This is a genomic window from Enterococcus mundtii (genome assembly GCF_003957375.1).
GTDB lineage: Bacteria > Bacillota > Bacilli > Lactobacillales > Enterococcaceae > Enterococcus_B > Enterococcus_B spodopteracolus.
This window is the reverse complement of record NZ_CP025473.1, coordinates 1,064,381-1,089,789: the sequence shown is the minus strand read 5'-3', so window position 1 is coordinate 1,089,789 and position 25,409 is coordinate 1,064,381. Positions and strand designations below refer to the sequence as shown.

Genomic DNA, 25,409 nt, shown 5'->3' with positions numbered 1-25,409 from the left:
ATGCTAAAATATACATTAGTTTCAACTTGAAAGAGGTTAAAAAATGAAAATAATCTTATTGTTTATTGTAGCATATCTTTTGGGTTCCATTCCATCTGGAGTATGGGTTGGTAAAATCTTTTTTAAAAAAGACATCCGCGAACACGGTAGTGGAAATATGGGAACGACCAATACATTTCGTGTTTTAGGTAAAACCGCTGGAACAGTGGTATTATTCATGGACATCTTAAAGGGGACATTAGCGACTGCCTTACCCGTCATTTTCCATGTCACTTCTGTCAACCCGTTATGGTTTGGTGTCTGTGCGATCTTAGGACATACCTTTCCGATGTTTGCTAAGTTCAAAGGTGGCAAAGCAGTGGCGACAAGTGCCGGTATGTTATTAGGCTTCAATCCACTGTTTTTTCTTTATTCATCAGCAATTTTCGTGATCAGTTTATACTGCACGAGCATGGTAAGCTTAACGAGCATGATCAGTGCGGTCTTGATCACTTTATCCACCATCTTCTTACCATACATTGCACCAGCAATCTTACCAGAACCAAATTTACTTTTGACGTTGATTGCTTGTGGTGTCTCCGCTTTTATTTTTTACCGTCATAAAGACAATATCAAGCGCATCAAAAATAAAACAGAAAGCCGAATCCCATTCGGTTTGAATAGTAGCAAAAAGAAATAATCTTTTTGATGAATGATAAAAAACAATGCCTTCTTAACAAATGACTGATCGATTGCACAACAATTCGTTCATTTGTTCAGAAGGCATGTTTTGTTTCATCGAACTAAATCAAGAGAACACATGTAATCGTCTTGTGTTTACTTGACAGTGATCGAATATTTCGTCTTGAATAATTCGTGAGCCCCTAATTGATTGATTCCTGCTTTTTCGTTCAACTGACCATTACTATCAACAGTATCTGCGATTCCAAACCACGGCTCAATACAAACAAATGGTGCTTCTTTAGGATATGGCGACCATATCCCAACGTAAGGCATATCTTTGTAACTGAGGGTGACACTGTGACTAGACTTTTCACTACGGATACTGTAAGCATTCAAACCTCTTGTTTCAAATACTAATGCATCCTGGTCAAACAGCTCCCGAAATAACGCAAGGTTGGTATTCGTTTGTCCAATCGTTTTTTGTTCCATGTCGATGAATGGTCCAGCTAATGGTAATCGCAAACGTGATTTTCTAGGAGAGAAAGCCAAATAAAAGTCTTCAAAAGTCAAACCTTCTTCTAATGGCACATTGAATGCTGGATGACCGCCAATCGAGAAATACATCTCTTCTTCCCCAATATTTTCAACATGATAATGAACAGTGATCCCGTCTCCCCCTAATTCATAAACAAGTACCAATTCAAAATCAAACGGATAATTCTCTTTTGTTTCAGGGGTACTTTTTAGGACAAACTTCGCACGTTCTTGTTCGTGCTCCGCCACTTCAAAATCCATATCACGAGCAAAACCATGTTGACCCATTGAATACGTTTTTCCTTGGTACACATATTGATCGTTTTTCAAACGTCCAACAATAGGGAAAAGAACGGGGGCATGTCTTCCCCAATACTTAGGATCGCCTTGCCAAATATATTCTAGATCATGTTCTTTTGATTTCAAACTGATCAATTCTGCTCCATGTTCGGAAATTTCAGCAATCAGCTGATCATTTTGAATAATAACAGTCATCGTCATCCTCCATCTTTTCTCAGACACTCACTTCTTCAATTAGCAAGCCTCTGAAAAATCTTCCTTTTAATAACTATGCTTCGTCAACTCATCTTTAAAACGAGCATTCAATACTTTTAAATACGTGCCTTTCATTCCCAGAGAGCGGGATTCAATGATTCCAGCTGATTCAAGTTTACGTAAGGCATTTACGATGACCGAACGAGTAATACCGATCTTGTCCGCAATATTTGAGGCAGTCAATCGCCCTTCATTACCTTCTAAAGCATCAAAAATGGCTTGAACTGCTTTTAATTCACTGTATGACAACGTATTGATCGCCATTTGTACAGCAGTCGTACTACGAACATCCGCTTCGATATCTCGTGATTTTTGATAAAGGATCTGCATCCCTACTACTGTCGCGCCGTATTCTGCTAAAACAAGGTCTTCATCGTTAAAGGCTTGTTCCATTCTTGCTAAAATGATCGTCCCTAAGCGTTCACCTGCGCCAAAGATCGGCACAACTGTCGTCAATCCAAAAGGATATTTTTCGCGACTTTCAAATGGAAATGCCGTCATATCGCTTGTGATTGGGATATTAGATTCCGTTTTCGTGATCATATCGACTGTTTCTGTGTAGGCATCAGGAAATTGCTTTTGCACAAACATTGTTTTCACACGATCATTGTTCACATCGTGCCGTTCATTATAACCAAGTAAAACCCCTTCACTGCCAATGATATACGTATTGCTGTCTAAAACAGCACCTAAAGTGACCGCCATTTTATCGTAAGGTAAATCCGCCTGCATATCAAACGTATTTTTTTGTTGCAATAATTTGTTTATCTTTCGAGTGTTCGTCAACAAATCCGTCATTTTTTTCCTCCGATTTTATAATATATAGCGACTTAGATCTTCATTTGCCGCAATTGATCCTAATTTATCATTGACATAGGCTTCTGTAATGGTAATTTCTCCCATTTGCATTTCTGGCGCTTCGAATAACAAGTCTTCCAACAATTTCTCTAATATCGTGTGTAAACGTCTTGCACCGATATTATCGGTATCACGATTCACATCATAAGCAATTTGAGCAATACGTTCGATAGCTTCTTTAGTAAACGTGACAGTCACATTCTCAGTACCAATCAAGGCAATATATTGTTTGACTAACGCATTGTTTGGTTCAGTCAAGATCTTGACAAAGTCCTCAGCAGTTAAGTCATCTAACTCAACACGTATTGGGAAACGACCTTGCAATTCAGGAATCAAATCGCTTGGTTTTGACAAATGAAAAGCTCCTGAAGCGATAAATAAAATGTGGTCTGTTTGTAAGGTACCGTATTTCGTATTGACTTGTGATCCTTCAACGATCGGCAAGATATCTCTTTGGACACCTTCTCTTGATACTTCCCCAGATTGTTGCGATTTAGAAGTGATTTTATCAATTTCATCAATAAAAATGATGCCACTTGATTCGGCTAATTTGATTGCCTCACTGTGGATATCGGCATCATTGACTAATTTTGCCGATTCTTCTTTGATCAATAATTCTAACGCTTCTTTGACTGTCACTGTCCGTTCAATTTTTTTCTTAGGCGTCAACGCACCAAGTGTTTCGTTCAAATCAATCCCCATTTGTTCAAGTCCATTGTTCATCATCGGTGCTGGTTTTTTTTGATCTTGGACTTCGATCGTCACTTCACGGTTGTCAAGCAAGCCTTTTTGCAATTGCTCTAACACTGTGCGACGATTCACTCGAATCTCTTCAGTTACTTCTTCTTGTGTATCTGCCGGTTGTTGCGAAGCATTGAACATATTCATCATTTGCTCAAACTGGTTGTTTGATTGTTTTTGTTCTTTTTTGATGCCTGGCACAAGGATCTTCACTAATTGTTTTTCCGCATTTTTCTTGGCTTGTGGGCGAATACGAAGATATTGATCTTTTTCAACGATCTGGATCGCATTTTCGACAAGATCACGAACCATCGATTCCACGTCACGTCCTACGTAACCAACTTCAGTAAACTTCGTTGCTTCAACCTTAACAAAAGGTGCGTTGACGATTTTTGCCAAACGACGAGCGATCTCTGTTTTACCGACCCCAGTTGGCCCGATCATCAACATATTTTTAGGTGTGATATCTTGTTGCATCTTTTCATCTAATTGAAGACGTCGATAACGATTTCTAAGAGCAACTGCCACTGATTTTTTTGCTGCTTGTTGACCAATGATATATTGATCTAACTCACTGACGATTTGTTTTGGTGTTTGTTTTAATTCATACATGTCATTCACCTCTATAATTCTTCTACAATAATGTTGTGGTTTGTAAAGACGCAGATATCTGCTGCAATATTCAACGCATTTTCAGCAATTTCTTTTGCACTCATCTCAATTTGTGCATAGTTTTTCATTGCTCGTGCGGCAGCTAACGCAAAGTTTCCACCAGAACCAATGGCTAATATTCCGTCATCCGGTGTAATCACTTCACCTGTACCAGAAACGAGTAACATTTCTTTGTCATTCATCACGATCAACATTGCTTCTAGCTTTTGCATCGACTGTTGTGTACGCCATTCTTGGGCTAATTCAACGGCTGCTCGTTGAAGATTTCCGTTGTATTCATTTAGTTTACCTTCAAATTTTTCTTCTAAAGTAAAAGCGTCAGCAACGCTCCCTGCAAAGCCAACGACTACTTCATCGTTGTAAATACGACGTACTTTTCTCGCACTACCCTTCATTACGACAGATTCGCCCATCGTTACTTGGCCATCACCTGCCATCGCGAATTTCCCGTTTTTTTCAACTGCACAAATGGTTGTTGAATGAAACTGTGATTCTACCATAGATATTTCCTCCTAATAATGTGATCACGCTCGTGGATGGAAAGAGCGATAATTTTTTTGTAAGCTTTCTTTTGTGACATGCGCATAGATTTGAGTCGTTGATAAATTTGCATGACCTAAAAGTTCTTGCACTGTACGCATATCGGCACCATTATTCAATAAGTGCGTCGCAAAAGTATGACGTAACATGTGAGGATGGATATCACTATCCAAACTACTCTTTTTAATGATTTGATTTAATACATATTCGATCCCAGTAGGTGTGATCGGTTCTCCATGATGATTCACGAAGACATAGTCATGTGACTTATGGTATTTCGTCATTAAGACGCTGCGCCCTTTGGCAAAATACTCTTGCAAAGCATCTTGCGCAAATGAACCCAACGGTGCATAGCGTTCTTTGTTTCCTTTTCCATGGATCAACATCACCTCTGAGCCAAAATCGATGGCAGACATCATCAATTGGCTACATTCACTCAAACGGATACCTGATCCATAAAGTACTTCTAATAATGCCCGATCTCTTAATGCTAAAGGACTATCCCCTGTCACACTTTCAAATAAGCTTTGCATCTCATTCTCATAAAAAAAACGAGGAAGTTTAACATTTTTTTTCTTCAAATGAACATACGAAAATGGATTTTCAGCGATTTTTTCTTCACGAAGAAGATATTGATAAAATGAGCGTAAACTCGCAATTTTCCGACTCACCGAATTTCGACTGTATGACTTATCAGATAGATAACTTAGATAAACTCGTACATCCAAATAGCTAACTTTCAGCGGATCAGCTTCACCTGATTCCGCCAAGAATCGTTGAAAATCATTGATATCTTCTTCATAGGCAGATTTTGTTTTTTCTGAATACCCGCGCTCTATGATTAAATAACGCAAAAAATCTTCTTGTAAAGTTGGCTTCATTCTTTTTACACCTACCTTTAGATCCCAAAATAAATTTAGCATAGGCCCAGAGAAAAAACAAACAAATTGTCAGAATTTAACTAATATTTCTAAGTTTGTTCACAATTCAATTCGTTTGCTTGACAATTAAAGGATAAGCTGGCTAGAACCAACGTTAAAAAAACCATAGTTATTATATAAATTGGCATGAGTTCAGTCAATAACCGAGAAATAAGCCGAAGTACTCAAAAATGGCAAACACCATCCTGAGACACTTCGACTTATTACATAACATCCATTTAACGAGAAGCAAATTCTTTATTCAAGACTTCTTGCTTTACTTTTTCATTGGCTGCTAAGGCACGTTGTGCAATTGCTTCATATCGAGATTTTTTATCACGGATTCGTTCAGGTAATTCTGGGAATAATCCGTAGTTTGCATTCATTGGTTGGAAATGTTTGCCTTCCGCATGTGTGATGTAGTAGGCCATACTTCCCATGGCTGTTTCTTGTGGCAAAGTCACAGGTTCCAATTCTTTCGCTAAGCGAGCAGCGTTGATCCCTGCAAGCAAGCCACTTGCCGCACTTTCAACATACCCCTCTACACCCGTCATTTGTCCTGCAAAAAATAGATCTTCGCGTTTAGTCGATTGATAAGTCGGCTTCAAGAGTTCTGGTGAATTCATGAAACTGTTGCGATGCATCACACCATAGCGGACAAATTCTGCATTTTCTAACCCTGGGATCATACGGAACACGCGCTTTTGTTCGCCCCATTTTAAATGCGTCTGGAAACCAACGATATTATAAAGAGAAGCGGCTGCATTATCTTGTCTTAATTGGATGACTGCATAAGGTCTTTTTCCTGTTTTAGGGTCTTCTAGGCCGACTGGTTTCATTGGCCCAAATAGCATTGTCTTAAAGCCACGTTGCGCCATTACTTCGATTGGCATACAACCTTCAAAATATTTTTCTTTTTCAAAAGATTTCAATTCAGCGACTTCCGCATTGACTAAGGCTTCATGGAAAGCTTTAAATTCTTCTTCGGTCATCGGACAGTTTAAGTAAGCCGCCTCGCCTTTATCATAACGTGATTTTAAATACACCTTGTCCATATCGATCGTGGATTTGTCGACGATCGGTGCCGCAGCATCGTAGAAATAAAAACCGTCTGAGCCGTTAAATGCTTTGATGCTTTCTGCTAAAGGATGAGAAGTCAGAGGTCCTGTAGCTATCACCGTGATTCCTTCTGGTATCTCAGTGATTTCTTCATTCACCACTGTAACTAAAGGATGCTCTTTGACCTTACGAGTGATGGCTTCAGCAAATGAATCGCGGTCCACTGCTAAGGCACCGCCTGCAGGTACAGCTGTTTCATCTGCTGAATGGATGATCACTGAATCTAAGCGACGCATTTCTTCTTTCAATAATCCAACTGCGTTCGCAAGACTATTCCCTCGTAGAGAATTGGAACAGACTAATTCAGCAAAATTATCTGTATGATGCGCTTCTGTCTTCTTAACTGGTCTCATTTCATATAACTTTACAGGTACACCCGCTTGAGCGATTTGCCATGCTGCTTCGCTTCCAGCTAGACCTGCACCTACTACATTGACGATTTTCAACTAAAAACCTCTTCTCATTTCTTTATTTTTGAACATCTTCTTCGTAATCGCCATTCGTACAAACCACTTGTTTGCCGCCTTTGACTTTTTTCTCGACCAGATAATGGTCACATTTCGGACAATTTCTGCCGATTGGTTTTTCCCATGAGGTGAATTCACATTCTGGGAAACGAGAGCAGCCATAAAATAGACGATTTTTCTTGGATTTACGTTCGATGACTTGTCCTTCATGACACACGGGACAAGTGACGCCGATTTCCTTGACGATTGGTTTGGTATTTCGGCAATCTGGAAAATTACTACATGCATAGAATTTACCATACTTCCCTAATTTTATCACCATCGGATGCCCACACAAATCACAATCAAAACCAGCTGGTTCATCTTTGATCTGGATTTTCTCGATTTTTTCTTCGGCATTCGATAATTCCTTTTCAAATGGTTTATAAAAACGATCGACGACCTCGATCCATTCTTCTTTCCCCTCTTCGACTTTGTCTAAGTCATCTTCCATTTCAGCTGTAAAATGGATATCTACGATTTGTGGGAAGAACTCACAGATCAGCGAATTGACGATCTCACCTAATTCGGTTGGTTCAAAACGTTTCTGTGTCAACTTCACATAATATCGTCGTTGAATCGTATCTAACGTTGGCGCATAAGTCGAGGGACGACCTACCCCGTTTTCTTCCAATGCACGGATCAACGTCGCTTCACTATAACGTGCAGGCGGTTGTGTGAAATGTTGTTTCGGTTCGATATCGACAGATTGCACCGTATCGCCTTCTGCTAACTCTGGCAAAATATTTTCTTTGTCTTCTTTCCCATCATCGCGCCCTTCAACATACACTTGCATGAACCCTTTGAATTTGATTTTTGAGCCATTCGCAATGAATCTTACATCATTTTGTTCCAACGTGACTTTCATCGTATCCAATACAGCTGGTGTCATTTGACTTGCAACAAATCGTGACCATATCAACGTATATAATTTCAATTGGTCTTTATCCAAGTATTGTTTCAACTCATCTGGTGTACGTAATGCACTGGTTGGACGCACTGCTTCATGGGCATCTTGTGCCCCTTTAGAGTTCGTTGCTTTACGTTCCGAATGACTGGAGAATTCTTTTCCGTATGTTTCTTCGATGAACGTTGCGACTTCGGCTTTAGCGGTATCGGCGATCCGTGTAGAATCGGTACGCATATACGTGATCAACCCGATCGTGCCTTGTTTGCCAAGTGAGATTCCTTCATACAACTGTTGCGCCACCATCATGGTTTTACGTGTTCTGAAATTCAATTTACGAGCAGCTTCTTGTTGCAAACTACTTGTCGTGAATGGGTTCGCAGGATTTCGCTTACGTTCTTTCTTTTCGACTTTTGTTACTGCAAACTCTTTACCAGTGATCCGGTCAGTCACTTCTTTGACAGTTTCGGCATCGGACAATTTTTTCTTTTTGCCATCGACTCCCCAAAAGTTTGCTTTGAACTTCTTACGTTCTTTCTTAAAGTTTCCGTCAATACTCCAATACTCTTCTGGCGTAAAATCACGGATCTCTTTTTCGCGTTCAATGATGATTTTCAATGCGATTGATTGGACTCGACCAGCACTCAAGCCTTTTTTTACTTTACGCCATAAGATCGGACTAATCGAATAACCAACGATACGATCAAGCGTTCGACGTGCTTGTTGCGCATCGACAAGATCCACATCGATCGTACGTGGCTCTTTAAATGCCGCTTTGACTGCATCCTTGGTGATTTCATTGAAGACAACACGATTTTTATCATTGAGATCCAAGCCTAACAAATAAGCCAAATGCCAAGCAATTGCTTCCCCTTCCCTATCCGGGTCACTTGCGAGGTAAACTTTTTGCGCTTTTTTTGCCGCTGCTTTTAGACTTTTGATGACATCGCCTTTTCCTCGAATCGAGATATAATGCGGTTCATAATTATTTTCAAAATCGATTCCCATCTTACTTTTAGGTAAGTCACGAATATGTCCTACACTAGCCATTACTTTATAATTACGACCAAGATATTTTTCAATCGTCTTGGCTTTTGCAGGTGATTCTACGATCACTAAATATTTATATGCCATTCCTGAATGGACTCCTTTCCATTTTCGGGTTCCTACTATATATATGTTACAAGGACTTTTACAAATCGTAGCTTATCATATCCATTCAGAAATCGTTTGTCAAGGAAAGCAATAATAAATCCATCGTTATGATTCCAATTCATCCAGGATATCTTGTCCTGAAAAGGTACATATCGCTCCATCTTGGATCAATTGATGACAACCAGTGGATTGACCTGTCAAAATATTCCCAGGGACAGAAAAAATCGGACGTCCAATCTCTAAGCCTTGCTCTGCTGTGATCAATGAGCCGCTTTTTGCTTTTGCTTCAATCACACAGATTCCACTTGATAAAGCGGCAATCAGACGATTTCTCATAGGGAAATGAAATTTTTGTGGGCCCACATCTGGTAAAAACTCACTTAATAAAAGATGCTCTCTAGCAATTCCTCGTTGCAACTGCTGATTTTCTTTTGGATAACTATGATTGATCCCCGTACCGATCACTGCAATCGTTCTGCCTGAACAACGGATCGCTACTTGATGCGCATAAGTGTCTATGCCTTTCGCACAGCCACTAACAACTATGTAGTCATGGTCAATCACTGGAGTAATCACTCGCTCTACGATTTTTCTCGCATAACCAGATGTTTGTCTACCACCAACGACAGCGATCATTTTTCGTTTCATCAGCGAAAGATCCCCTCGATAAAATAATAAGATCGGGGATTTGCCAAATGAAGCAATTGTGAAGGGTAGATTGGATCAAGAAAAGTTATGTATGGATTCTTTCCTATTCTATTCCGCCAAGTATAGTTGATCTGGCTCCAATAGTCATAAAAATTTGCTTTAGAGCGATTGAAGTGCGAAACTTTCAACATATCATCAACAGACAACCATTCTTTCTTTTCACTCAATAGATGACGGATCACACGCCATTTTTGCTCTCCACTCAGTCCTTTGACCAATGCCAACTTTGTAATAAATTCATTGTATATAACCATAAAGCGCCACCTTTTCTAATCTTTTTTATAAGATACGTGAAAAGTGGCACATCGCTTATGATAAATATTGTTTGACTGGTGCAAAACTTTTACGATGGATTGGCGTGATGCCATGTTGTGCTAATCCTAACAGGTGTTCTTTTGTTCCATAACCTGCATTCTTGGCAAAACCATAGCCAGGATATTGTAACTCGTATTCTTTCATCAAACGGTCACGATAGACTTTTGCAATGATACTTGCAGCAGCAATCGAAATTGAACGGGCATCTCCTTTGATCAATTTTTTTTGTGCAATCGGCAAATCTAAAGTCATCGCATCAATCAATAAATACGTAGGTTCTGGTGTCAATTCTTTAACAGCTTCACACATCGCTAATTTACTTGCTTCGTAAATATTGACACGATCGATCGTCTGCTCATCGATCACACCAATCCCAATGGAGAGGGCTTTTTCTTGAATCTGTACATACAGTTCTTCACGTTTTTTTTCAGATAATTGCTTGGAATCATTCAATCCGTAAATCTCTACACCTTTAGGTAAAATAACAGCTGCGGATACAACAGGGCCAGCCAACGGGCCTCTTCCTACCTCGTCGATCCCTGCAATCAAGTCATACCCTTGAGCGTATCCTTCATTTTCGTAGAAGGACATCGTCTCATATTTTTCACGAAGCAAAGTTTCCTTTGCTAAGCGTTTTTCAAAAGAGTCTAACGCTTGTTGGACACCTTTTCTTGTGTCTAATCTTAGTTGTGTGACTATCGGATCATCAAGCGTTGTGATTTGTTTCAGTTTTTCTTTGATACTCTGGATCGACTCACTCATGAGTAGTCTCTTCCATTTCTTCACAACGATCTAAAGTATAGCGACCAAGTTTCCCTTGGCGGATATCAAAAACGACTAGCTCGCTCCCGCGGTCATAATCTTGGCGATACCCTCTCCGTTCCGTGATCGTCATCAATAACTCAGGTGCAACTTGTTGCTCTTCTTCTATTGATAGTCCATAACGTTCGCTGATTTTGTTAGGGTAGTAACGGGCAAAGAAATCTAAGCCGTAAATTGCTAGATCATCAAGGTGTACCAATTGGTCTTTGATTGCACCAGTCAAGGCTAGTTTTTTACCGATTTCTTCATCTTCAAACTTAGGCCATAAAATACCAGGTGTATCTAGTAGTTCTAATTCACTTCCTAAACGAAGCCATTGTTGCCCTTTCGTTACTCCAGGCTTATTCCCTGTTTGTGCAATCTTTTTGCCCACTAAACGATTCATCAATGTCGATTTTCCTACATTAGGAATTCCTAGAACCATCGCGCGGATTGCTCGAGGTTTGATGCCACGAGCTGCGTCTCTTTCGCGTTTTTCTTTCAGTGCTTCTTTTGCTGCAGGAATCAACGATTTGATTCCTTTACTTTCTTGAGCGGTGATTGCTAAGGCTTGATGTCCTTGCTTTCTAAAGTATTGCTGCCATAATTTTGTTTGTTGCGGATCCGCTAGATCAGCTTTATTCAATAAAACAAGTCTTGGCTTTTGTTGGATGATTTGATCTAGCATTGGATTACGTGAAGACAAAGGTAGGCGTGCATCAACTAACTCAAAGACGATATCAACATATTTCATCTTTTCTGAAACTTCACGTCTAGCCTTCGCCATATGTCCTGGGAACCATTGAATAGTCATTGGTGTTTCCTCCTTTAAAACTTAAAATCTAAAAAAGTTGCTCTTTACTTATACAGTACTTGAATGAACTACACTTCTAGGAGTATACAAGAAAAAAACTAAAAATCAAACGGCTTATTCTCAAGTTTCTTCATTTTGCAACTTTCTAAGAATTTTTTTCTCATTGTCGAGCAACCATTGAATATCTTGCTCATATTTTTTTAGATGGCCTTCATGTATATTTTTTTGAAAATTTGCTTCCCCGCGACTCGCTGCTTTAGTGATGAAGTCCATCATATAAGAAAGTCGCTCGCTCATCGTAGGAATCAAATCTGGATACTCGGACTCATCTAATCTGTATGCTTCAACAAATTTATTTAAACGATGACACGTTTCATCCGTGATCGGATCTCCTTGATTTGCCGCTAAAGGTACCCAGCGATAGGCGGCATAACTTGCATCCCAGATTCTTGATCCTGGTGTGATCGTGTCAAAATCAATGATACCAATGGCTATACCATTTTCCGTTATCACATTGTATGGCGCAAAATCATTGTGACACATTACCTCACGCTCTCCAAATGGAGGTAGCATCCACGGTTCTGCGCCACTTAAAGAAGTAAGGTATCCTTGATTCTGGTCGTGGAAATCTCTTAACAACCGACCTGCTGAACAAATGGCACTGTCCGTCAACAATTGAGAGGGCAAAGGATAATCATAGACCTCACCTGCGAGATAAGATACCACTTCATTTCCTTTCTCATCATAGCCTAATGGTTCTGGCACATAAATTACACCTTGGTTCATTAGGTAGCTTAAAAATTTTTGGACCTCCTCCGACCAGACTTTCTTAGGACGAATTACTTGCTCTTCTTGGATCACTACACCGTCTCTTCCTTTTAGTTTCTTTTCGATCATCTAGCTCCTCGCTTTCGACTCTTTTCTTCAGTTTACCATATCAATTCCACCTCATGTTCTAAAAATGGAAAGAGAGACGTTAGTTCAACAAGCAGATTTCCATTTGTTAAAGTCAATCAAGGAGAATGTTAACTATCCTAAAAATATTTACCATTGAACCTAGTCTTCTATTTCATAGTTATCTCAGAAAGTGTACTGATATATGATGCGGTACTCTGGAGAAGTGAATCCATGCTTATTCAGATCGTAAACTGGACAAAAATATTTGATGAGGAGGGAATATCATAACAGGATAAAATACTTTGTCCGTTCTATCCACAAGAGAAATACTTCATATTTTTGATTTCTAGGCGATCTTTTGACGTACATCATGAGTCAGTTTTAAGAAATGTCAAAAGATCAATCAGCCAAAGTTAGAAAGCAATCAATGTAAAAAAGAGCTTTCATAGTAATGAAAAAAGTAAGCTCCGTAAAACAATCGACTGAACGATTCGTTTCATGAAGCTTACTTTTTAACCTGATCCGACTCGAAGTATACAGCTCGTTGACAAGAAGATCCACCTGATTTCTAAAAGTTTTTTAGAAGATTTTTATTTTGCCATACTTACCTTCACTAACCATCGAACTCCTTCATTTGTCCTCATACAGCTATCTTTGAGTACTTCTTGCAATACGATTTATTTTTTATAATTCACACTAATTTTATTCACTTTTGAAAACATATCTAAATCTACTTCAATCAGTCCATCATGTACTAATTTCCGCTGATTGATATTAGAATTAGCAGTCTTATATAAATCAAGATTCACAAAACCTTTTTGATTACTTCCGTCAACATAGTAGCCAACATATTCACTGTCTTTAGGTATAGTAAAAAGAACAGTCATTTTCTTGTCCTTGAGAGTAATATCTTTAATGTCTTCTTTGTTAAAGAGCGCTACATCTTCTGAATTGACGTTTTCAACTGCATTCAAGACAATCGTCGGTTGCTTAGAAAATGAAAAAAATAAAAGCGACATGACTGAAATAATTGAACAAAGTGCTACTATAAAAAACAATTTTCCTTGCTTTTTTTTCTGATTCACCTCCACTTCTTTAGTAGTATCAATCATCGTGTCAGTTATGGTAGAATTTTCCAATAGTTCGTCTAAAGACACACCTAAGCTTGTCGATATTTTCACTAGTGTATGTATGTCTGGGTAATTTCTGCCGATTTCCCAATTAGAAATAGCTGAACGACTAACATTTAATCTCTTTGCCAATTCTTCCTGTGTAATTCCTGCTTGATACCTTTTTTCTTTTAATGTTTTACCAAAATCCACAACATCGCCTCCTTATTCTATCTCTCATTATAACCATTTCATAAAAGAACTTAAAAGCGAATTATTGAAACGAATCGATATATTTCCGATTATTCGATGTCACAATCTGTGACACCTTGTAAAACAAGGATTCTTGCTATTGAAAATGTGAAACAAAACACTTATTATCAAGAGGTGAATGTTCGCTAAAAAATAACAAAAAAGGAGTACTTATGAAAAAATTATTTATGTTCTCTACTATTTTCTTATTATTTGGTTTGTCCACTCCACAACAGTCAGTAGATGCAGGTCAGTTAAGTGTTGAAGCCACATACCCAGAATCAAGTTTAATCAATTTGACGCCTTCCTTGGTCAGAGGAGCCAATGTGCCAACGGCAAACTGGAACGTAGTTTCGTCATGGCGTTGTTCAATATCTGGCACTTATAGTGGCAAATATTATTTATATTCTAACTACAATATATTAGGAAAAAATACGTATAATTATTACTTCCACAATCAAGGTCGCGGAACCTTAGAAATTCGAATGAGAAATTCTGTCAATCATGCCGTCTTGAAAACACACTTCGTTCCAGCTGGCTCTACGATTTCTAATACTCTTAGTATGACAGATCAAAGTTCAAGATTTTATTATGAGTTTTATAGTACTGTTGATTATACTTTTAGCGGATACGTCCAATAAAATAAGAAATTATTCTTCAAGTTAAATACTTTGACAACGCTTACCAACGGGCGCATGATAGAGGAAAATGAAAGGGGCTGTAGCAAGATGGACACAATGGTTTTTGTCAATTTCCCTGTGCAAGATGTTGGTCGCTCGGTCGAATTCTATACAAAATTAGGATTCAAACAAAATAAAGAATTTTCGACTGAGGAAGCAAGCGCAATGGTTTGGGATGACACATTTTGGGTGATGCTCTTGACACATGACTTTTACAAAAAATTCTTGAAAAACAAAGAAATCGCAGACACAAAAAAAATGAGCGGTGCACTGATTGCTTTTAGTTTAGCAAATGCTGCTGAAGTCAAACGTTTTGGTGAAATTGCAAAAGAAAATGGTGGTAGCTACCATACAGTCGATATGGGAATACCAGAAGAAGAAATGTATTCTCTTGAAGTACAAGATCCTGATGGAAACACATTGGAACCAATGTGGATGAAAATATAATCAAAAAAAAGAAGACTTTCCAACATATTGTTATTGGGAAGTCTTCTTTTATTTTACCTGATCCATTTGATTTCAGTTAATGGGTAATACACAAATCTCGCTTTTCCTAAAATTTCATCTCTAGATATTGTTCCAAATGAACGACTATCTTTTGACACACGACGATTATCCCCCAAAACAAAATAGCTATCTTCAGGTAATTCTGTATATCCTGTCAACTCTTCCAAGGTAAAATCGGTAGTATAAGGTGCATTTTCATGGTCCGAACGGATATTTTTACTTAAATAAGGTTCTTCGACTGGCTGGCCGTTGATTTTTAGTTGGTCCTTTTCATAACTAATAGTTTCTCCCGGTAGACCAATGACTCTTTTAATATAGATCGTGCCATCTGAAAGTTGGAAAACGACTACATCAAATCTTCTGATTTCAGAAAATTTTTCCATAACGACCATATCACCTTGCTTAAGGACATTCTCCATCGAGTTTCCTTCCACTGGTACTGGGATCAATATAAATCCCCGTAAAATAAATGCAATCACTATGGAACAAAGTAAAAATTTAATCAATAACCAAAAACGGTCAATATAACGCTGCTTTTTTGTCAAAGCCCATCAATCCATCCCTCGTAAAATCTTAACCTATTATCCTCATTATATAGAATAACTACAGAAAAAGCGAATGGTTCAATAATCATTTAAAAATAGATGCGAAAAAAGACGGACATACGTACTATGTTTTAGAAATAATTGCATAGGCTAAAATCATTGTATCAAATAGGACTATTCAAAAATATTGCCTATGCAGTACTTGTCTCGTCTTTTTTAAGTCATCCCCTTCGTACCAGATCCATTGTTCAGGCGAGATGATTATTCTCTAGATAATGATCCCAAGCTGTATCAAAGATATCCATAGAGGGCAAATAATCAACATTCATTTCTAAATAATCAGAGATTTCTTCATAACTCGTACTATGTTTTGGAAACTGGATGTCCTTACCGGCTTCTGTTGCAAAAGTGGACAGTGCATCCGTTGGTTTTCCGCCACGAAGAGTCATCAGATAGTGATAGAAGCTGCGATTCATTGATTTCCCTCCCAATTGTCAGCAATAAATGCCGCACGACGCGCATGATTACGCTCAAAGTTCTCAGGATTTTTTTTGTAGTAATCTTGATGTTCCTCTTCAGCTAAATAAAAGGCCTCCGCTGGTTCAATCGTCGTAACGATGGGTTCACTAAAGCGACCACTTGCTGCAAGTTGTTGTTTGCTTTTTTCAGCTTTTTGACGTTGTTCTTCTGTAGTATAAAAAATCACAGGTCGGTAATTATCGCCTCGATCTTCGAATTGACCAAAAGCGTCTGTAGGATCTGTTTGTTGCCAATAAAGCTCAAGTAATGCCTCGTATGAGATCAATTCAGGATCATACAAGATTTCTACTGCTTCAGTATGTCCTGTTATTTTGGCTTTCACTTGTTCATACGTTGGATGTGGCACATGCCCACCAGTATAACCGGACATGATCGTGTGGATGCCAGGTAATGTGTCAAAAGGTTGGATCATGCACCAAAAACAACCCCCTGCAAATATTGCTCGTTCCATTATTAATTCCTCCCTTACTTTCGAGATATCACTTAATTAGTACTAGATTCGGTCGTTTCTTCCGTTGTTGAGGAATCTTTTGGTAAATACAAACTAAATCGAATATCATCGTTGACTAAATCAATTTTGTCCGCTTTGATGTACATGCCATTTTGCATACGGAATTGATCTAATCGTAACATGATCGTTAAATCATCTGTATTGATCTCGATCCATTCAGGTAGTTTGTAATTTCGCTTGATCATATTCATCACATCTCTGATCGGTAGATTCAATGTACCGATCGATAGACTTTTTGCTTTTAACTGAACATTGCCATTTTCCATTACATACGGATCAAAATACAAGTAAAAGTCGATAGGGAAACCTAACACTTCAAACGTCCCATTAAGCAATGCTTCATTTTCTAAATAAAATTTGTACTTGATATCTTGTCCTTCTTGGAAATCTGTCAAGAAAAAGCTGATCAGTTGGTTGACTTTTTCTTTTTGAGTATTGATCGTCAATACCGGATCGCCTTGTCTTTCTGTAATCGCTGGTACTTCTGGCAAATCAGGTTCACGATTGGCAAATATCCGCGTACCCAAGAAAATCGTCGAACCAATGATCAGGCCTAATAAAATCAGAAATGCGTATTTCCAGTAGTTATGCCTTTTGTTTTTTTCAACTGTTGAACTACGTTTATCCATCCTTGTTTCCCTCCTTGACCAGCCATTTTTCATGCGTTTCGATCAATTGATCCCTCACAGCATTAGCCATCAATTGATAGCCTAAGTTATTAGGATGAAAATGATCTTCTTCATATAACACATTATTTTTCGTCCCGTTCGAACTATCACTAGAAGCTGACTGATCAGAAGCTTCAGTAATTCCGACCTCTTGATTCAATCCTTGATACAATAGATCATTGATCGGGATAAAATAGCTATTTTCTGCTTCATTTACTACCTGCTGTGTTCCTTCATTCCAGTTATCCACAATCGTTTGCATATCCGTGATCTCAGGGAAGTTCAAATAAAATGGATTGTAAATCCCTAAAATATAGATAGGTACCTCTTTATTTAACACTCGTATCTCTTCGATGATTGCTTGGACGTTTTCTTGATACTTCTTGATTGGTTTATTGAATGACCGAATACTGATACCAAAAAGGTTATTTTGGATCACTTTCATTAAATCATTCCCACCAACAGTCAAGGTAATAATGTCTGCGGTTTCGATATTCTTTTGGATTTCTTCATTGTTTTTCAATCTTTTTAATATTTGATCACTTCGTTCGCCATTTACACCATAGTTTTCAATTTCAATGGCTGTCAAACCGTATCTTTCTTTTATGTCATTTGCGACTAACGGAACAAAACCACCTTGTTTCGTCTGGTCGCCTACTCCTTCAGTCAATGAATCGCCAATTGCTACATAGTGTAACTTTTCCTTTTGATTGCTTTCAGAAGTAACCGATGCTGCCGGTTTTAACAAAGGCTGTGCTTTCGGCACGCTTAAAGAGAGTCCGACAAAGAGAAAAACTGCAGTGAACAAAGGGATCAAAACAAGCAACCACTGTTGTTTCATTCGTTTCATTGTTTCACCTCTAAACCATGATTGTTTCTTATATTACCAAAATTCCGATTAAAAAAATAGCCCTTTTCTGAAAAAAGAAAGAGGCTGTTTCTCATCTGCTAAAGGAAGTGGAGCATCTCAAAATGTCTTTTCCTCCTCACTTCCTTATGCTAGTAGCACTTGAACGAATAAAAAGACAGATCACAAAGAACACGTTTATTTGTCTTCACATGATCTGTCCTCCTATTACTTATTTTACATTCATCAATCGGTATAATACATGATTGCAAAAGCATTTTCCCCTGTATGGGTAGCAATCACTGGATTTGTATGCAATACTGGGATGTCCATATCGGGAAACAATTGTTTCAAGCCTTCTTCAAACTCGCGAGCAAGGTCTGTGGCACCTGCATGTGAGATACCGATCTGGCGAACGTTCGGTAGAGCCTTCAGTTCTTTCTTCAAGCCATCGAACCACTTGTCGAAAGTCTTTTTCCCACGACCTTTTGTCACAGGAATCAGCTCTGAATGAGTAAAGTTCATCACCACACGAATGTTTAACATACTTGATAGTAAACCAGTTGCACGACTGATTCTTCCACCTTTTACTAAGTTATCCAATGTGGAGATACCGATATAAAGTTTTGTATTATTTTTGATCTTCTCGATTTCAGCAAGGATCTCTTCTGCTGATTTACCTTCTTTGGCCATTTCAGCCGCACGAATAACTTGGAAAGATAATCCTTGATCGGTTGTATCACTATCGATCACTGTTACTTTTGTTTTGGTTAAGTTACTCGCTTGTCTTGCAGCTTCAACCGTTCCACTTAAGCCTTTTGTCATATGGATAGAGATCACTTCACTACCATCTTGACCTAATTCATCATAAGCTGAAATGAACTCACCGATTGGCGGTTGGCTTGTTTTAGGTAATGCCTTTGATTTAGCCATCATATCCATGAATTTCTCTCCGCCAAGTTGGTCGTCATCAGGATATACAACACCATCGATCATAATTGATAATGGCATAACATGAATATTCAAATGATCTCGTACTGCTTTTTCCATTGTACAAGAAGAATCTGTTACTATTTTTACGTTTGTCATTATTTCACACTCTTTCTTTCACAAAGTGCCTAGCATTTTTCAGGCAGGTCCACTTTCAGTATACCAAAGAACTTTTGTTTTTTCATCAAATTCAGTTATAAACAAGTTTAAAATAAATTGTTTGTTATGATAACATGATTCTATTAATTTTGGTTTATATATACTCCTTCTTTTTATGGACTAGCAAAATAAGAAAAAGAAACCTGAATGATCAACCATCCATTCCGGTTTCTTCCGCTTTGAATCTATAGGTTCAACGAGACATTATATCTCTTCTGTTGTGTGTTCTTCTTTACGTTTATACGTTTCGAACTGATGGGCGTAACTATTTTTTTCATCGACTTCTCCCGGACTGATATTGATCAACGACCAAGCTTGCCAGTCAACAGCAGGGAAATACGTATCTCCTTCAAAAGAATGATGGATTACTGTACGATATAAAATCGTGCAGTAAGGTAAGAATGCTTCATAGATCGCTGATCCTCCAGCAACAAATAAAATCCCATCTGCTTCTTTTTCATACGCTAAAACTTCATTGACATCATGCATTACCTGCACGCCTTCAGCTGTAAATTCACGGTCCCTTGTCAAAACAATCGTTTTACGGTTAGGTAATGGCTTACCGCCCATTCCCATAAATGTTTTTCGTCCCATGATCAATACATTCGCTTCGGTCATCTGCTTAAAAAATTTCAAATCATTTGGCAAATGCCAAGGAAGTTTGTCTTCTTTTCCAATCAGACCATTTTCATCCTGTGCCCAGATTGCAGCGAACATTTTCTCATCCTTTCTTAGACCGCGATAGGTGCCTTTATTGAAGGATGCGGCTCATATCCTTCAACTTTGATATCATCCATTTCAAAATCAAATACAGAGTTTTTTTCTGTATTCAATACTAGCTTCGGAAATGGACGAACTTCACGAGACAATTGTTCCTTCATTTGCTCTACGTGATTTGAGTAAAGATGCGCATCGCCTAAAGTATGGATAAATTCACCAACTTCTAATCCCGTTTCATGTGCAATCAGATGTGTCAATAAAGCATAGCTAGCAATATTGAATGGGACACCTAAAAATACGTCAGCACTTCTTTGATACAGCTGACAACTTAATTTATTGTCATTTACATAGAATTGAAACATCGTGTGGCAAGGAGGTAAAGCCATACTTGGCACATCTTCTGGATTCCATGCTGAGACGATCAATCGTCTTGAATCAGGTGTCTGCTTGATAGCTTCGATCACTTCTTTGATTTGATCGATGAAACTACCTTCTTTTGTTTCCCAATGACGCCATTGATAGCCATAGATATGACCAAGATCTCCATGCTTTTCTGCAAATGCTTCATCTGCCACTATCTTTTCACAGAATTTCTTGCTTTCTTCTTGATAGACTTTATTGAATTCTGGATCAGTCAAACTACGATGTCCAAAATCTGTCATATCCGGCCCTTGATAGTCCTCGCTTTTGATATACCGTTCAAATGCCCATTCATCCCAAATATGGTTATTATTTTGTAAAAGATAACGGATATTTGTGTCTCCTTTTAAAAACCATAATAATTCGCTTTTGATCAAACCAAAAGGTACACGTTTTGTCGTCAATAACGGAAAGCCTTTTTGCAGGTCAAATCGCATTTGATAACCGAATAAACTAAATGTTCCTGTTCCCGTACGATCACCTTTTACATGTCCTTCAGATAATAACTTTTTCCCTAGATCAAGATATGCTTGCTCCATCTTTTCCCTCCTAATTATCTGCCCATTCACTTAAATATTCCCAACGTGACATTTTTTCTTCCAGCAGTTCCTCAGTTGTGGTTACTTCTTTTTGTAATTCTTGCAATCGTGTGAAATTATCCCCTTGATGGTTCATCTCTTCTTGCAATTCACCCAAACGAGTCTCTAGTTCTGCAATCTCATCTTCGATTGTTGCCCATTCTTTCTGTTCCATATAAGAAAGCTTTTTCTTTGGCTCAGATTTTTTTTCTTCAATCTTAGCTGTGACTTTTTCTGGTTGAATATGTTGATCTTCTTTGCGTTTAGCTAAATAGCTAGACATATCGCCATAATAAAGCTCTTGTTTGCCATTTCCTAGAAAAACTAACAGTTTATCAACTACCTTATCTAAGAAATAACGGTCATGAGAAACGGTGATCACCGCTCCAGGGAATGTCCGGAAATAATCTTCCAAGATCGTTAAAGTAGCGATATCTAAGTCATTGGTTGGCTCATCCAGCAATAGAACATTTGGTTGCTGGATCAATAATTTGAGTAAATATAAACGACGCTTTTCCCCACCAGATAGTTTACGGATCAGTGTTCCGTGCATGAATCTAGGAAACAAGAACCGCTCCAAAAGTTCAGCGACACCGATTTGCGTTCCATCCGCCGTTTGGACTTCTTCTGCCGCTTCTTGCAGATAAGCAATCATTCGTTTGTCCGGAGACATTTTTTCGTTTTCCTGTGTATAGTAAGCTAATCGAACAGTTTCGCCAATCGTATAGATGCCACTATCTAAGGATAATTTGCCTGCTAAGATATTTAACAACGTTGACTTCCCAGCACCATTCTCTCCAGTGATTCCTAGACGCTCTCTTGATTGGATCAATAGATCCAAGTGTTGGAGCAAAGGTTTTCCTTCAATCGAATACGAACCATCCTTGATCTCAAGCACTTTTTTACCTAAACGTTGTGTCGCGATATTTAGTTCGATATCCGTATCATGATTGACTTGATATAAGTTTTCTTTTAAATCTTCAAAGCGATTGATACGTGCTTGCTGTTTCGTCCCACGAGCTTGTACTCCCGCTCGCATCCAAGAAAGCTCCTGCTTATACAGGCGTTTACGCTTTTCTTCTTGTTCGACTTCGACACGATCTCGCTCGGCTTTTTCAATAAGATAAGCTTCATAATTGCCTTTATATTCATAAAGATTCCCAAAGGCAAGTTCAAAGATCCGATTCGTGACACGATCTAAGAAATAACGATCATGGGTAACCATCAATAAGGCACCACGATATTGTTTCAAGTAAGATTCCAACCATTCGATCGCTGCATAATCTAAGTGGTTTGTCGGCTCATCAAGCAATAAAAGATCAGGTTCATCGATCAAAACCTGTGCTAAGCTGACACGTTTTTTTTGTCCACCTGAAAGCTCACCGATTTTCTTTTCTAGTTGGTTGATCCCTAATTTTTGCAAAATGATCTTGGCATTTGTATCCGTCGTCCAAGCGTCCTCTTTATTCATTCGCTCTTCTGCCAATGCGTAGCGTTTTTGGACTGCTTCATCATCGCCATTTTCAGCTAATGCAATCAAGGCTTCCTCATAGAGTCGTACAGTCTCGATCAATGGACTATTCCCTTGAAAAACAGCTTGTAAGACCGTATCATTTTCTGCAAATGAATCGGTTTGTGATAAATAACCGATACGGTAATCATTCGGATAAAAAACTGTCTGCTGATCACCATCTCCACTGTCAAGTCCAGCGATGATATTCAAAAGACTTGTTTTACCAGTTCCATTGGTACCAATCAAACCGATGCGATCATGTTCATGGATCAAAAAGGAGATCTGATTAAATAATTCTTTTTCTCCATATGTTTTTTTGAGGTCAGTTATTTTTAGCTCTTTCACCAGTACTCCCCCCTTATCTTGGATATTGTAACATAAAACAATTGTTTAAAAGATAGTTTTTTTCGAATATTCTTTTTTTAGGTAGCATTGAAGATACGTGTTCTCTCACTTCATATAACCAAATACACAGGATTCAAAAACCTGACTTCCAGGATGAACTTAATTATTAAGGTTGAACGACTTCTGTCACAACCCCCAAAAAAAAGAGGAGCTGTGCTTTGTCACAACTTCCTCTTTTGGTCTTGTTTTAATTGAAATTTCTTTGCTTTCGCTTGGAACGCAAAGCGAAACGAAAAGCGATCTGTCGGTTGATTCATTGTATAGGACTCCAACAGATTGATATTTCGTCTATATTGATTCGCAGAAAAAGTCGTGATCGTTTCGGCGACTTCATATTCATCAATGACTTTTCTTTCTAAATAATAACCTCTAAGCATTTTTTTCGTAAACAAACGATCTTGTTGGATCAGCCAAGTGGAAATCAGATTACCACTCATCATCCGAATCCCCTGAGCTTTTCGTTGTTCGATAAAGAATCCAATCATCGTATCATCATAAACGTCTGTTAAATTCTCCAAACTTTCAATGATCAATTGTGTATTCTTTTGATACGTCTCTCGGATTTCTTGAATATCTTTTTCTGAGATCATTGTTTGCTGATCTGTCTGGCGTCTTTGCCAAAACATTTTAGGGTGGAGAACGATCCGCATCAATCGGCGTACCACAATAAACCAAAATCCAATAAATGACAAAATTTGACTTGTGATCGACTGCTCAAAGTTAGCTAGGAATCTTGAATAAAAACGATAGCCATTAGAAGACAACTTCCCAGAACGATATCGTTCATCCAAGCTGTCTCGCTCAATCGATAAAATCAACGCTTGGATTTCTTGGACTTCTTGCTTTTCATCTCCACTCAAATCAGATAAATAAAGCTCACTGATTCTTTCTTGATAAGTCTCAATCACTGCTTCTATTGCTAAATAAGCTTTTGATCCTGGTTCTTCCGCTTCTTTTTCTACGCGTAGTGTTTCAATCACTTCTTCCAAGATCATCAAAGCTTTTAAATCAGTTGTTGCTGCTTCTTCTGTTTCAGTCAACATAGGCAATACAATGATCCCGATGATCAACGTGACCAAAATAACACCTGCCGTTAAAAATAAAAGCAATGATCGTTGGTTGAATGCCATTTGATTGATCGTGAATGGTAAAATAAAAATAGTCGCTAAACTGACTGTTCCTTTTACGCCCCCGAAGGTTAAAATCAAGACTTCATTCAGTTGTTTTTTGAAACTTTGTAAACCGCCCTTAAACATATAAAACAGGCTGATTGAAACGAAACGTATGACGAATAGCATGATTGAAACCAATAAAATGATCATTAGCAACAAACTATTCGAATACAACCCATCCCCCCAAACTGGTGTAAAGACTTGTGTCAGTTCGATTCCTAAAAATATAAATACCAGCGCATTCAATGTGAAGGCAATCGTTGTCCATGTACTATTCGATAAAGTTGACAACTCTGCATCAAAAACTGAGATTTTTTTAAATCCTGAGGCTTGTAATACCCCTGCAACCACTGCTGCAATAATTCCTGAAACATGAAAGACTTCGGCTAAAACATACGCTAAGAACGGCAACAACAATTCAATCAATAAGTAGCCTGTTACGTCACGTGCCGATGCTTTCTCGATCAAACCAATGATTTTTCTTTTTACCCAGACAAGCAAAAAGCCGACTACTGCCCCGCCAATACTTGATAAAATCAGTGTAACGCCTGCATTTACCGCAGAGAACGTCCCAGTGATCAAAGCAGCTAAGGCAAATTGGAAGGCTGTTACGCCAGAAGCATCATTCAGTAACCCTTCACCTTCTAAAATATGCATGGCTTTTTTCGGAATGTTCACACGATTGGAAAGCGAACTGACTGCCACCGCATCTGTCGGACCTAGTGCTGCACCAAAAGCGAAACACGCGGCTAAAGGAACACTTGGCAACAGAAACGATAACGTTGCTCCAACGCCAATCAAAGTCAAGATCACCCCACCAAAAGCGAGAAACAATATCGTATCGAAATTTTTCAGGATCGACGCGATATCCGCTTTTTCTCCTTCTCTAAAAAGTAAGGGAGCGATGATCATCACTAAAAATAATTCAGGTTCAAAATTGATGGATTCACCCCATTCGGTCAACCCTAAAACCACGCCGAGAAATATTTGGATCAGTGGTGCAGGAATCATCGGCAAGATACGACTTGCTATGTTGGATAGCGTGATCGTGACTGCAAAAACAATCACTAACTCTGCAAATTCCATGC

24 protein-coding genes and 1 pseudogene are annotated in these 25,409 nt (G+C 38.5%); 3 read left to right on the top strand and 22 right to left on the bottom strand.

The genetic code is table 11. From position 1 onward, the window contains the following. Window positions 1–43 precede the first annotated feature (43 nt). Entirely contained in the window at window positions 44–679 is a 636-nt protein-coding gene (gene plsY / locus CYK55_RS05515; RefSeq protein ID WP_034687876.1) for a glycerol-3-phosphate 1-O-acyltransferase PlsY, read from the top strand. A 137-nt stretch (window positions 680–816) separates the two neighbouring features. On the opposite strand, the gene CYK55_RS05510 is transcribed toward plsY, so the two are convergent. The 12 genes and pseudogenes from CYK55_RS05510 to CYK55_RS05455 all read right to left on the bottom strand — a co-directional run bounded on the left by CYK55_RS05510 (window position 817) and on the right by CYK55_RS05455 (window position 14,027). Continuing rightward, complete coding sequence (locus tag CYK55_RS05510) at window positions 817–1,692, bottom strand: aldose 1-epimerase family protein (RefSeq protein WP_034687878.1); 876 nt, start codon at window positions 1,690–1,692, stop codon at window positions 817–819. Between the two features lie 66 nt (window positions 1,693–1,758). After that, window positions 1,759–2,550 (bottom strand): GTP-sensing pleiotropic transcriptional regulator CodY, encoded by a 792-nt coding sequence (codY, locus tag CYK55_RS05505; RefSeq protein WP_010735738.1) that lies wholly within the window; start codon window positions 2,548–2,550, stop codon window positions 1,759–1,761. A gap of 15 nt (window positions 2,551–2,565) precedes the next feature. Beyond that, window positions 2,566–3,963 carry an ATP-dependent protease ATPase subunit HslU gene (gene hslU / locus CYK55_RS05500; RefSeq protein ID WP_034687882.1) on the bottom strand — a complete coding sequence of 466 codons (1,398 nt, stop codon included), beginning with the start codon at window positions 3,961–3,963 and terminating at the stop codon, window positions 2,566–2,568. An 11-nt stretch (window positions 3,964–3,974) separates the two neighbouring features. Next, the gene (gene hslV / locus CYK55_RS05495) at window positions 3,975–4,523 is read right to left on the bottom strand and encodes an ATP-dependent protease subunit HslV (protein WP_126134028.1); all 549 of its coding nucleotides are present in this window, start codon (window positions 4,521–4,523) and stop codon (window positions 3,975–3,977) included. 24 nt (window positions 4,524–4,547) lie between these two features. After that, a complete protein-coding gene (xerC, locus tag CYK55_RS05490) occupies window positions 4,548–5,444 on the bottom strand; it encodes a tyrosine recombinase XerC (protein WP_034687884.1) in 897 nt (298 codons plus the stop codon). A gap of 278 nt (window positions 5,445–5,722) precedes the next feature. Then, entirely contained in the window at window positions 5,723–7,048 is a 1,326-nt protein-coding gene (gene trmFO, locus CYK55_RS05485) for an FADH(2)-oxidizing methylenetetrahydrofolate--tRNA-(uracil(54)-C(5))-methyltransferase TrmFO (RefSeq protein WP_034687885.1), read from the bottom strand. A gap of 22 nt (window positions 7,049–7,070) precedes the next feature. Beyond that, window positions 7,071–9,149, bottom strand: coding sequence for a type I DNA topoisomerase (topA, locus tag CYK55_RS05480; RefSeq protein ID WP_019723732.1), 2,079 nt, complete (start codon window positions 9,147–9,149; stop codon window positions 7,071–7,073). Window positions 9,150–9,275: 126 nt separating this feature from the next. Then, window positions 9,276–10,132, bottom strand: a pseudogene (dprA, locus tag CYK55_RS05475) (DNA-processing protein DprA). A gap of 55 nt (window positions 10,133–10,187) precedes the next feature. Further along, window positions 10,188–10,955, bottom strand: a complete 768-nt coding sequence (locus CYK55_RS05470; RefSeq protein WP_034687891.1) for a ribonuclease HII — start codon at window positions 10,953–10,955, stop codon at window positions 10,188–10,190. After that, window positions 10,948–11,808 carry a ribosome biogenesis GTPase YlqF gene (gene ylqF, locus CYK55_RS05465; protein WP_034687893.1) on the bottom strand — a complete coding sequence of 287 codons (861 nt, stop codon included), beginning with the start codon at window positions 11,806–11,808 and terminating at the stop codon, window positions 10,948–10,950. The genes CYK55_RS05470 and ylqF overlap by 8 nt, the downstream gene beginning before the upstream one ends. A 120-nt stretch (window positions 11,809–11,928) precedes the next feature. Beyond that, window positions 11,929–12,705, bottom strand: coding sequence for an aminoglycoside phosphotransferase family protein (locus CYK55_RS05460; protein WP_034687895.1), 777 nt, complete (start codon window positions 12,703–12,705; stop codon window positions 11,929–11,931). Window positions 12,706–13,382: 677 nt separating this feature from the next. Further along, window positions 13,383–14,027 carry a helix-turn-helix domain-containing protein gene (locus CYK55_RS05455; RefSeq protein ID WP_034687897.1) on the bottom strand — a complete coding sequence of 215 codons (645 nt, stop codon included), beginning with the start codon at window positions 14,025–14,027 and terminating at the stop codon, window positions 13,383–13,385. A 212-nt stretch (window positions 14,028–14,239) separates the two neighbouring features. Between CYK55_RS05455 and CYK55_RS05450 the strand changes: the two genes are divergently transcribed. Together CYK55_RS05450 and CYK55_RS05445 are read left to right on the top strand one after the other, a co-directional pair. After that, a complete protein-coding gene (locus CYK55_RS05450) occupies window positions 14,240–14,707 on the top strand; it encodes a hypothetical protein (RefSeq protein WP_034687899.1) in 468 nt (155 codons plus the stop codon). An 87-nt stretch (window positions 14,708–14,794) separates the two neighbouring features. After that, window positions 14,795–15,193, top strand: a complete 399-nt coding sequence (locus CYK55_RS05445; protein WP_034687900.1) for a VOC family protein — start codon at window positions 14,795–14,797, stop codon at window positions 15,191–15,193. 53 nt (window positions 15,194–15,246) lie between these two features. On the opposite strand, the gene lepB is transcribed toward CYK55_RS05445, so the two are convergent. From lepB to CYK55_RS05395, 10 genes are all read right to left on the bottom strand, one after another. Then, complete coding sequence (gene lepB / locus CYK55_RS05440) at window positions 15,247–15,798, bottom strand: signal peptidase I (protein ID WP_034687902.1); 552 nt, start codon at window positions 15,796–15,798, stop codon at window positions 15,247–15,249. Between the two features lie 248 nt (window positions 15,799–16,046). Continuing rightward, window positions 16,047–16,274 carry a YozE family protein gene (locus CYK55_RS05435; protein ID WP_034687904.1) on the bottom strand — a complete coding sequence of 76 codons (228 nt, stop codon included), beginning with the start codon at window positions 16,272–16,274 and terminating at the stop codon, window positions 16,047–16,049. Then, the gene (msrA, locus tag CYK55_RS05430; protein WP_126134027.1) at window positions 16,271–16,789 is read right to left on the bottom strand and encodes a peptide-methionine (S)-S-oxide reductase MsrA; all 519 of its coding nucleotides are present in this window, start codon (window positions 16,787–16,789) and stop codon (window positions 16,271–16,273) included. Before msrA ends, CYK55_RS05435 begins: the two co-directional genes overlap by 4 nt. A gap of 32 nt (window positions 16,790–16,821) precedes the next feature. Next, entirely contained in the window at window positions 16,822–17,478 is a 657-nt protein-coding gene (locus CYK55_RS05425; RefSeq protein WP_034687992.1) for a YpmS family protein, read from the bottom strand. Continuing rightward, window positions 17,471–18,367: an SGNH/GDSL hydrolase family protein gene (locus tag CYK55_RS05420; protein WP_034687993.1), complete on the bottom strand. Its 897-nt coding sequence runs from the start codon at window positions 18,365–18,367 to the stop codon at window positions 17,471–17,473. The genes CYK55_RS05425 and CYK55_RS05420 overlap by 8 nt, the downstream gene beginning before the upstream one ends. Before the next feature lie 243 nt (window positions 18,368–18,610). Beyond that, a complete protein-coding gene (locus CYK55_RS05415; RefSeq protein WP_034687994.1) occupies window positions 18,611–19,453 on the bottom strand; it encodes a DegV family protein in 843 nt (280 codons plus the stop codon). A gap of 264 nt (window positions 19,454–19,717) precedes the next feature. After that, window positions 19,718–20,230, bottom strand: coding sequence for a dihydrofolate reductase (locus CYK55_RS05410; protein ID WP_034687996.1), 513 nt, complete (start codon window positions 20,228–20,230; stop codon window positions 19,718–19,720). A 14-nt stretch (window positions 20,231–20,244) separates the two neighbouring features. Beyond that, a complete protein-coding gene (locus CYK55_RS05405; RefSeq protein ID WP_034687998.1) occupies window positions 20,245–21,192 on the bottom strand; it encodes a thymidylate synthase in 948 nt (315 codons plus the stop codon). A 10-nt stretch (window positions 21,193–21,202) separates the two neighbouring features. Then, on the bottom strand, window positions 21,203–23,089 hold the full coding sequence (locus CYK55_RS05400) for an ABC-F family ATP-binding cassette domain-containing protein (RefSeq protein WP_034687999.1): 1,887 nt from the start codon (window positions 23,087–23,089) through the stop codon (window positions 21,203–21,205). Between the two features lie 221 nt (window positions 23,090–23,310). Continuing rightward, window positions 23,311–25,407, bottom strand: a complete 2,097-nt coding sequence (locus tag CYK55_RS05395; protein ID WP_034688001.1) for a cation:proton antiporter — start codon at window positions 25,405–25,407, stop codon at window positions 23,311–23,313. Window positions 25,408–25,409: the final 2 nt, after the last annotated feature.

Excerpts from the sequence above, each read along its gene's own strand:
- CYK55_RS05510 (WP_034687878.1), bottom strand. The coding sequence starts at position 1,692 with ATGACTGTTATTATTCAAAATGATCAGCTGATTGCTGAAATTTCCGAA.
- CYK55_RS05445 (WP_034687900.1), top strand. The coding sequence starts at position 14,795 with ATGGACACAATGGTTTTTGTCAATTTCCCTGTGCAAGATGTTGGTCGC.
- CYK55_RS05435 (WP_034687904.1), bottom strand. The coding sequence starts at position 16,274 with ATGAATCGCAGCTTCTATCACTATCTGATGACTCTTCGTGGCGGAAAA.
- CYK55_RS05405 (WP_034687998.1), bottom strand. The coding sequence starts at position 21,192 with ATGGAGCAAGCATATCTTGATCTAGGGAAAAAGTTATTATCTGAAGGA.
- topA (WP_019723732.1), bottom strand. The coding sequence starts at position 9,149 with ATGGCATATAAATATTTAGTGATCGTAGAATCACCTGCAAAAGCCAAG.
- codY (WP_010735738.1), bottom strand. The coding sequence starts at position 2,550 with ATGACGGATTTGTTGACGAACACTCGAAAGATAAACAAATTATTGCAA.
- plsY (WP_034687876.1), top strand. The coding sequence starts at position 44 with ATGAAAATAATCTTATTGTTTATTGTAGCATATCTTTTGGGTTCCATT.
- xerC (WP_034687884.1), bottom strand. The coding sequence starts at position 5,444 with ATGAAGCCAACTTTACAAGAAGATTTTTTGCGTTATTTAATCATAGAG.
- CYK55_RS05410 (WP_034687996.1), bottom strand. The coding sequence starts at position 20,230 with ATGTTCGCTGCAATCTGGGCACAGGATGAAAATGGTCTGATTGGAAAA.
- CYK55_RS05415 (WP_034687994.1), bottom strand. The coding sequence starts at position 19,453 with ATGACAAACGTAAAAATAGTAACAGATTCTTCTTGTACAATGGAAAAA.
- hslU (WP_034687882.1), bottom strand. The coding sequence starts at position 3,963 with ATGTATGAATTAAAACAAACACCAAAACAAATCGTCAGTGAGTTAGAT.
- CYK55_RS05450 (WP_034687899.1), top strand. The coding sequence starts at position 14,240 with ATGAAAAAATTATTTATGTTCTCTACTATTTTCTTATTATTTGGTTTG.
- msrA (WP_126134027.1), bottom strand. The coding sequence starts at position 16,789 with ATGGAACGAGCAATATTTGCAGGGGGTTGTTTTTGGTGCATGATCCAA.
- CYK55_RS05460 (WP_034687895.1), bottom strand. The coding sequence starts at position 12,705 with ATGATCGAAAAGAAACTAAAAGGAAGAGACGGTGTAGTGATCCAAGAA.
- CYK55_RS05470 (WP_034687891.1), bottom strand. The coding sequence starts at position 10,955 with ATGAGTGAGTCGATCCAGAGTATCAAAGAAAAACTGAAACAAATCACA.
- CYK55_RS05420 (WP_034687993.1), bottom strand. The coding sequence starts at position 18,367 with ATGAAACGAATGAAACAACAGTGGTTGCTTGTTTTGATCCCTTTGTTC.
- hslV (WP_126134028.1), bottom strand. The coding sequence starts at position 4,523 with ATGGTAGAATCACAGTTTCATTCAACAACCATTTGTGCAGTTGAAAAA.
- CYK55_RS05425 (WP_034687992.1), bottom strand. The coding sequence starts at position 17,478 with ATGGATAAACGTAGTTCAACAGTTGAAAAAAACAAAAGGCATAACTAC.
- CYK55_RS05395 (WP_034688001.1), bottom strand. The coding sequence starts at position 25,407 with ATGGAATTTGCAGAGTTAGTGATTGTTTTTGCAGTCACGATCACGCTA.
- ylqF (WP_034687893.1), bottom strand. The coding sequence starts at position 11,808 with ATGACTATTCAATGGTTCCCAGGACATATGGCGAAGGCTAGACGTGAA.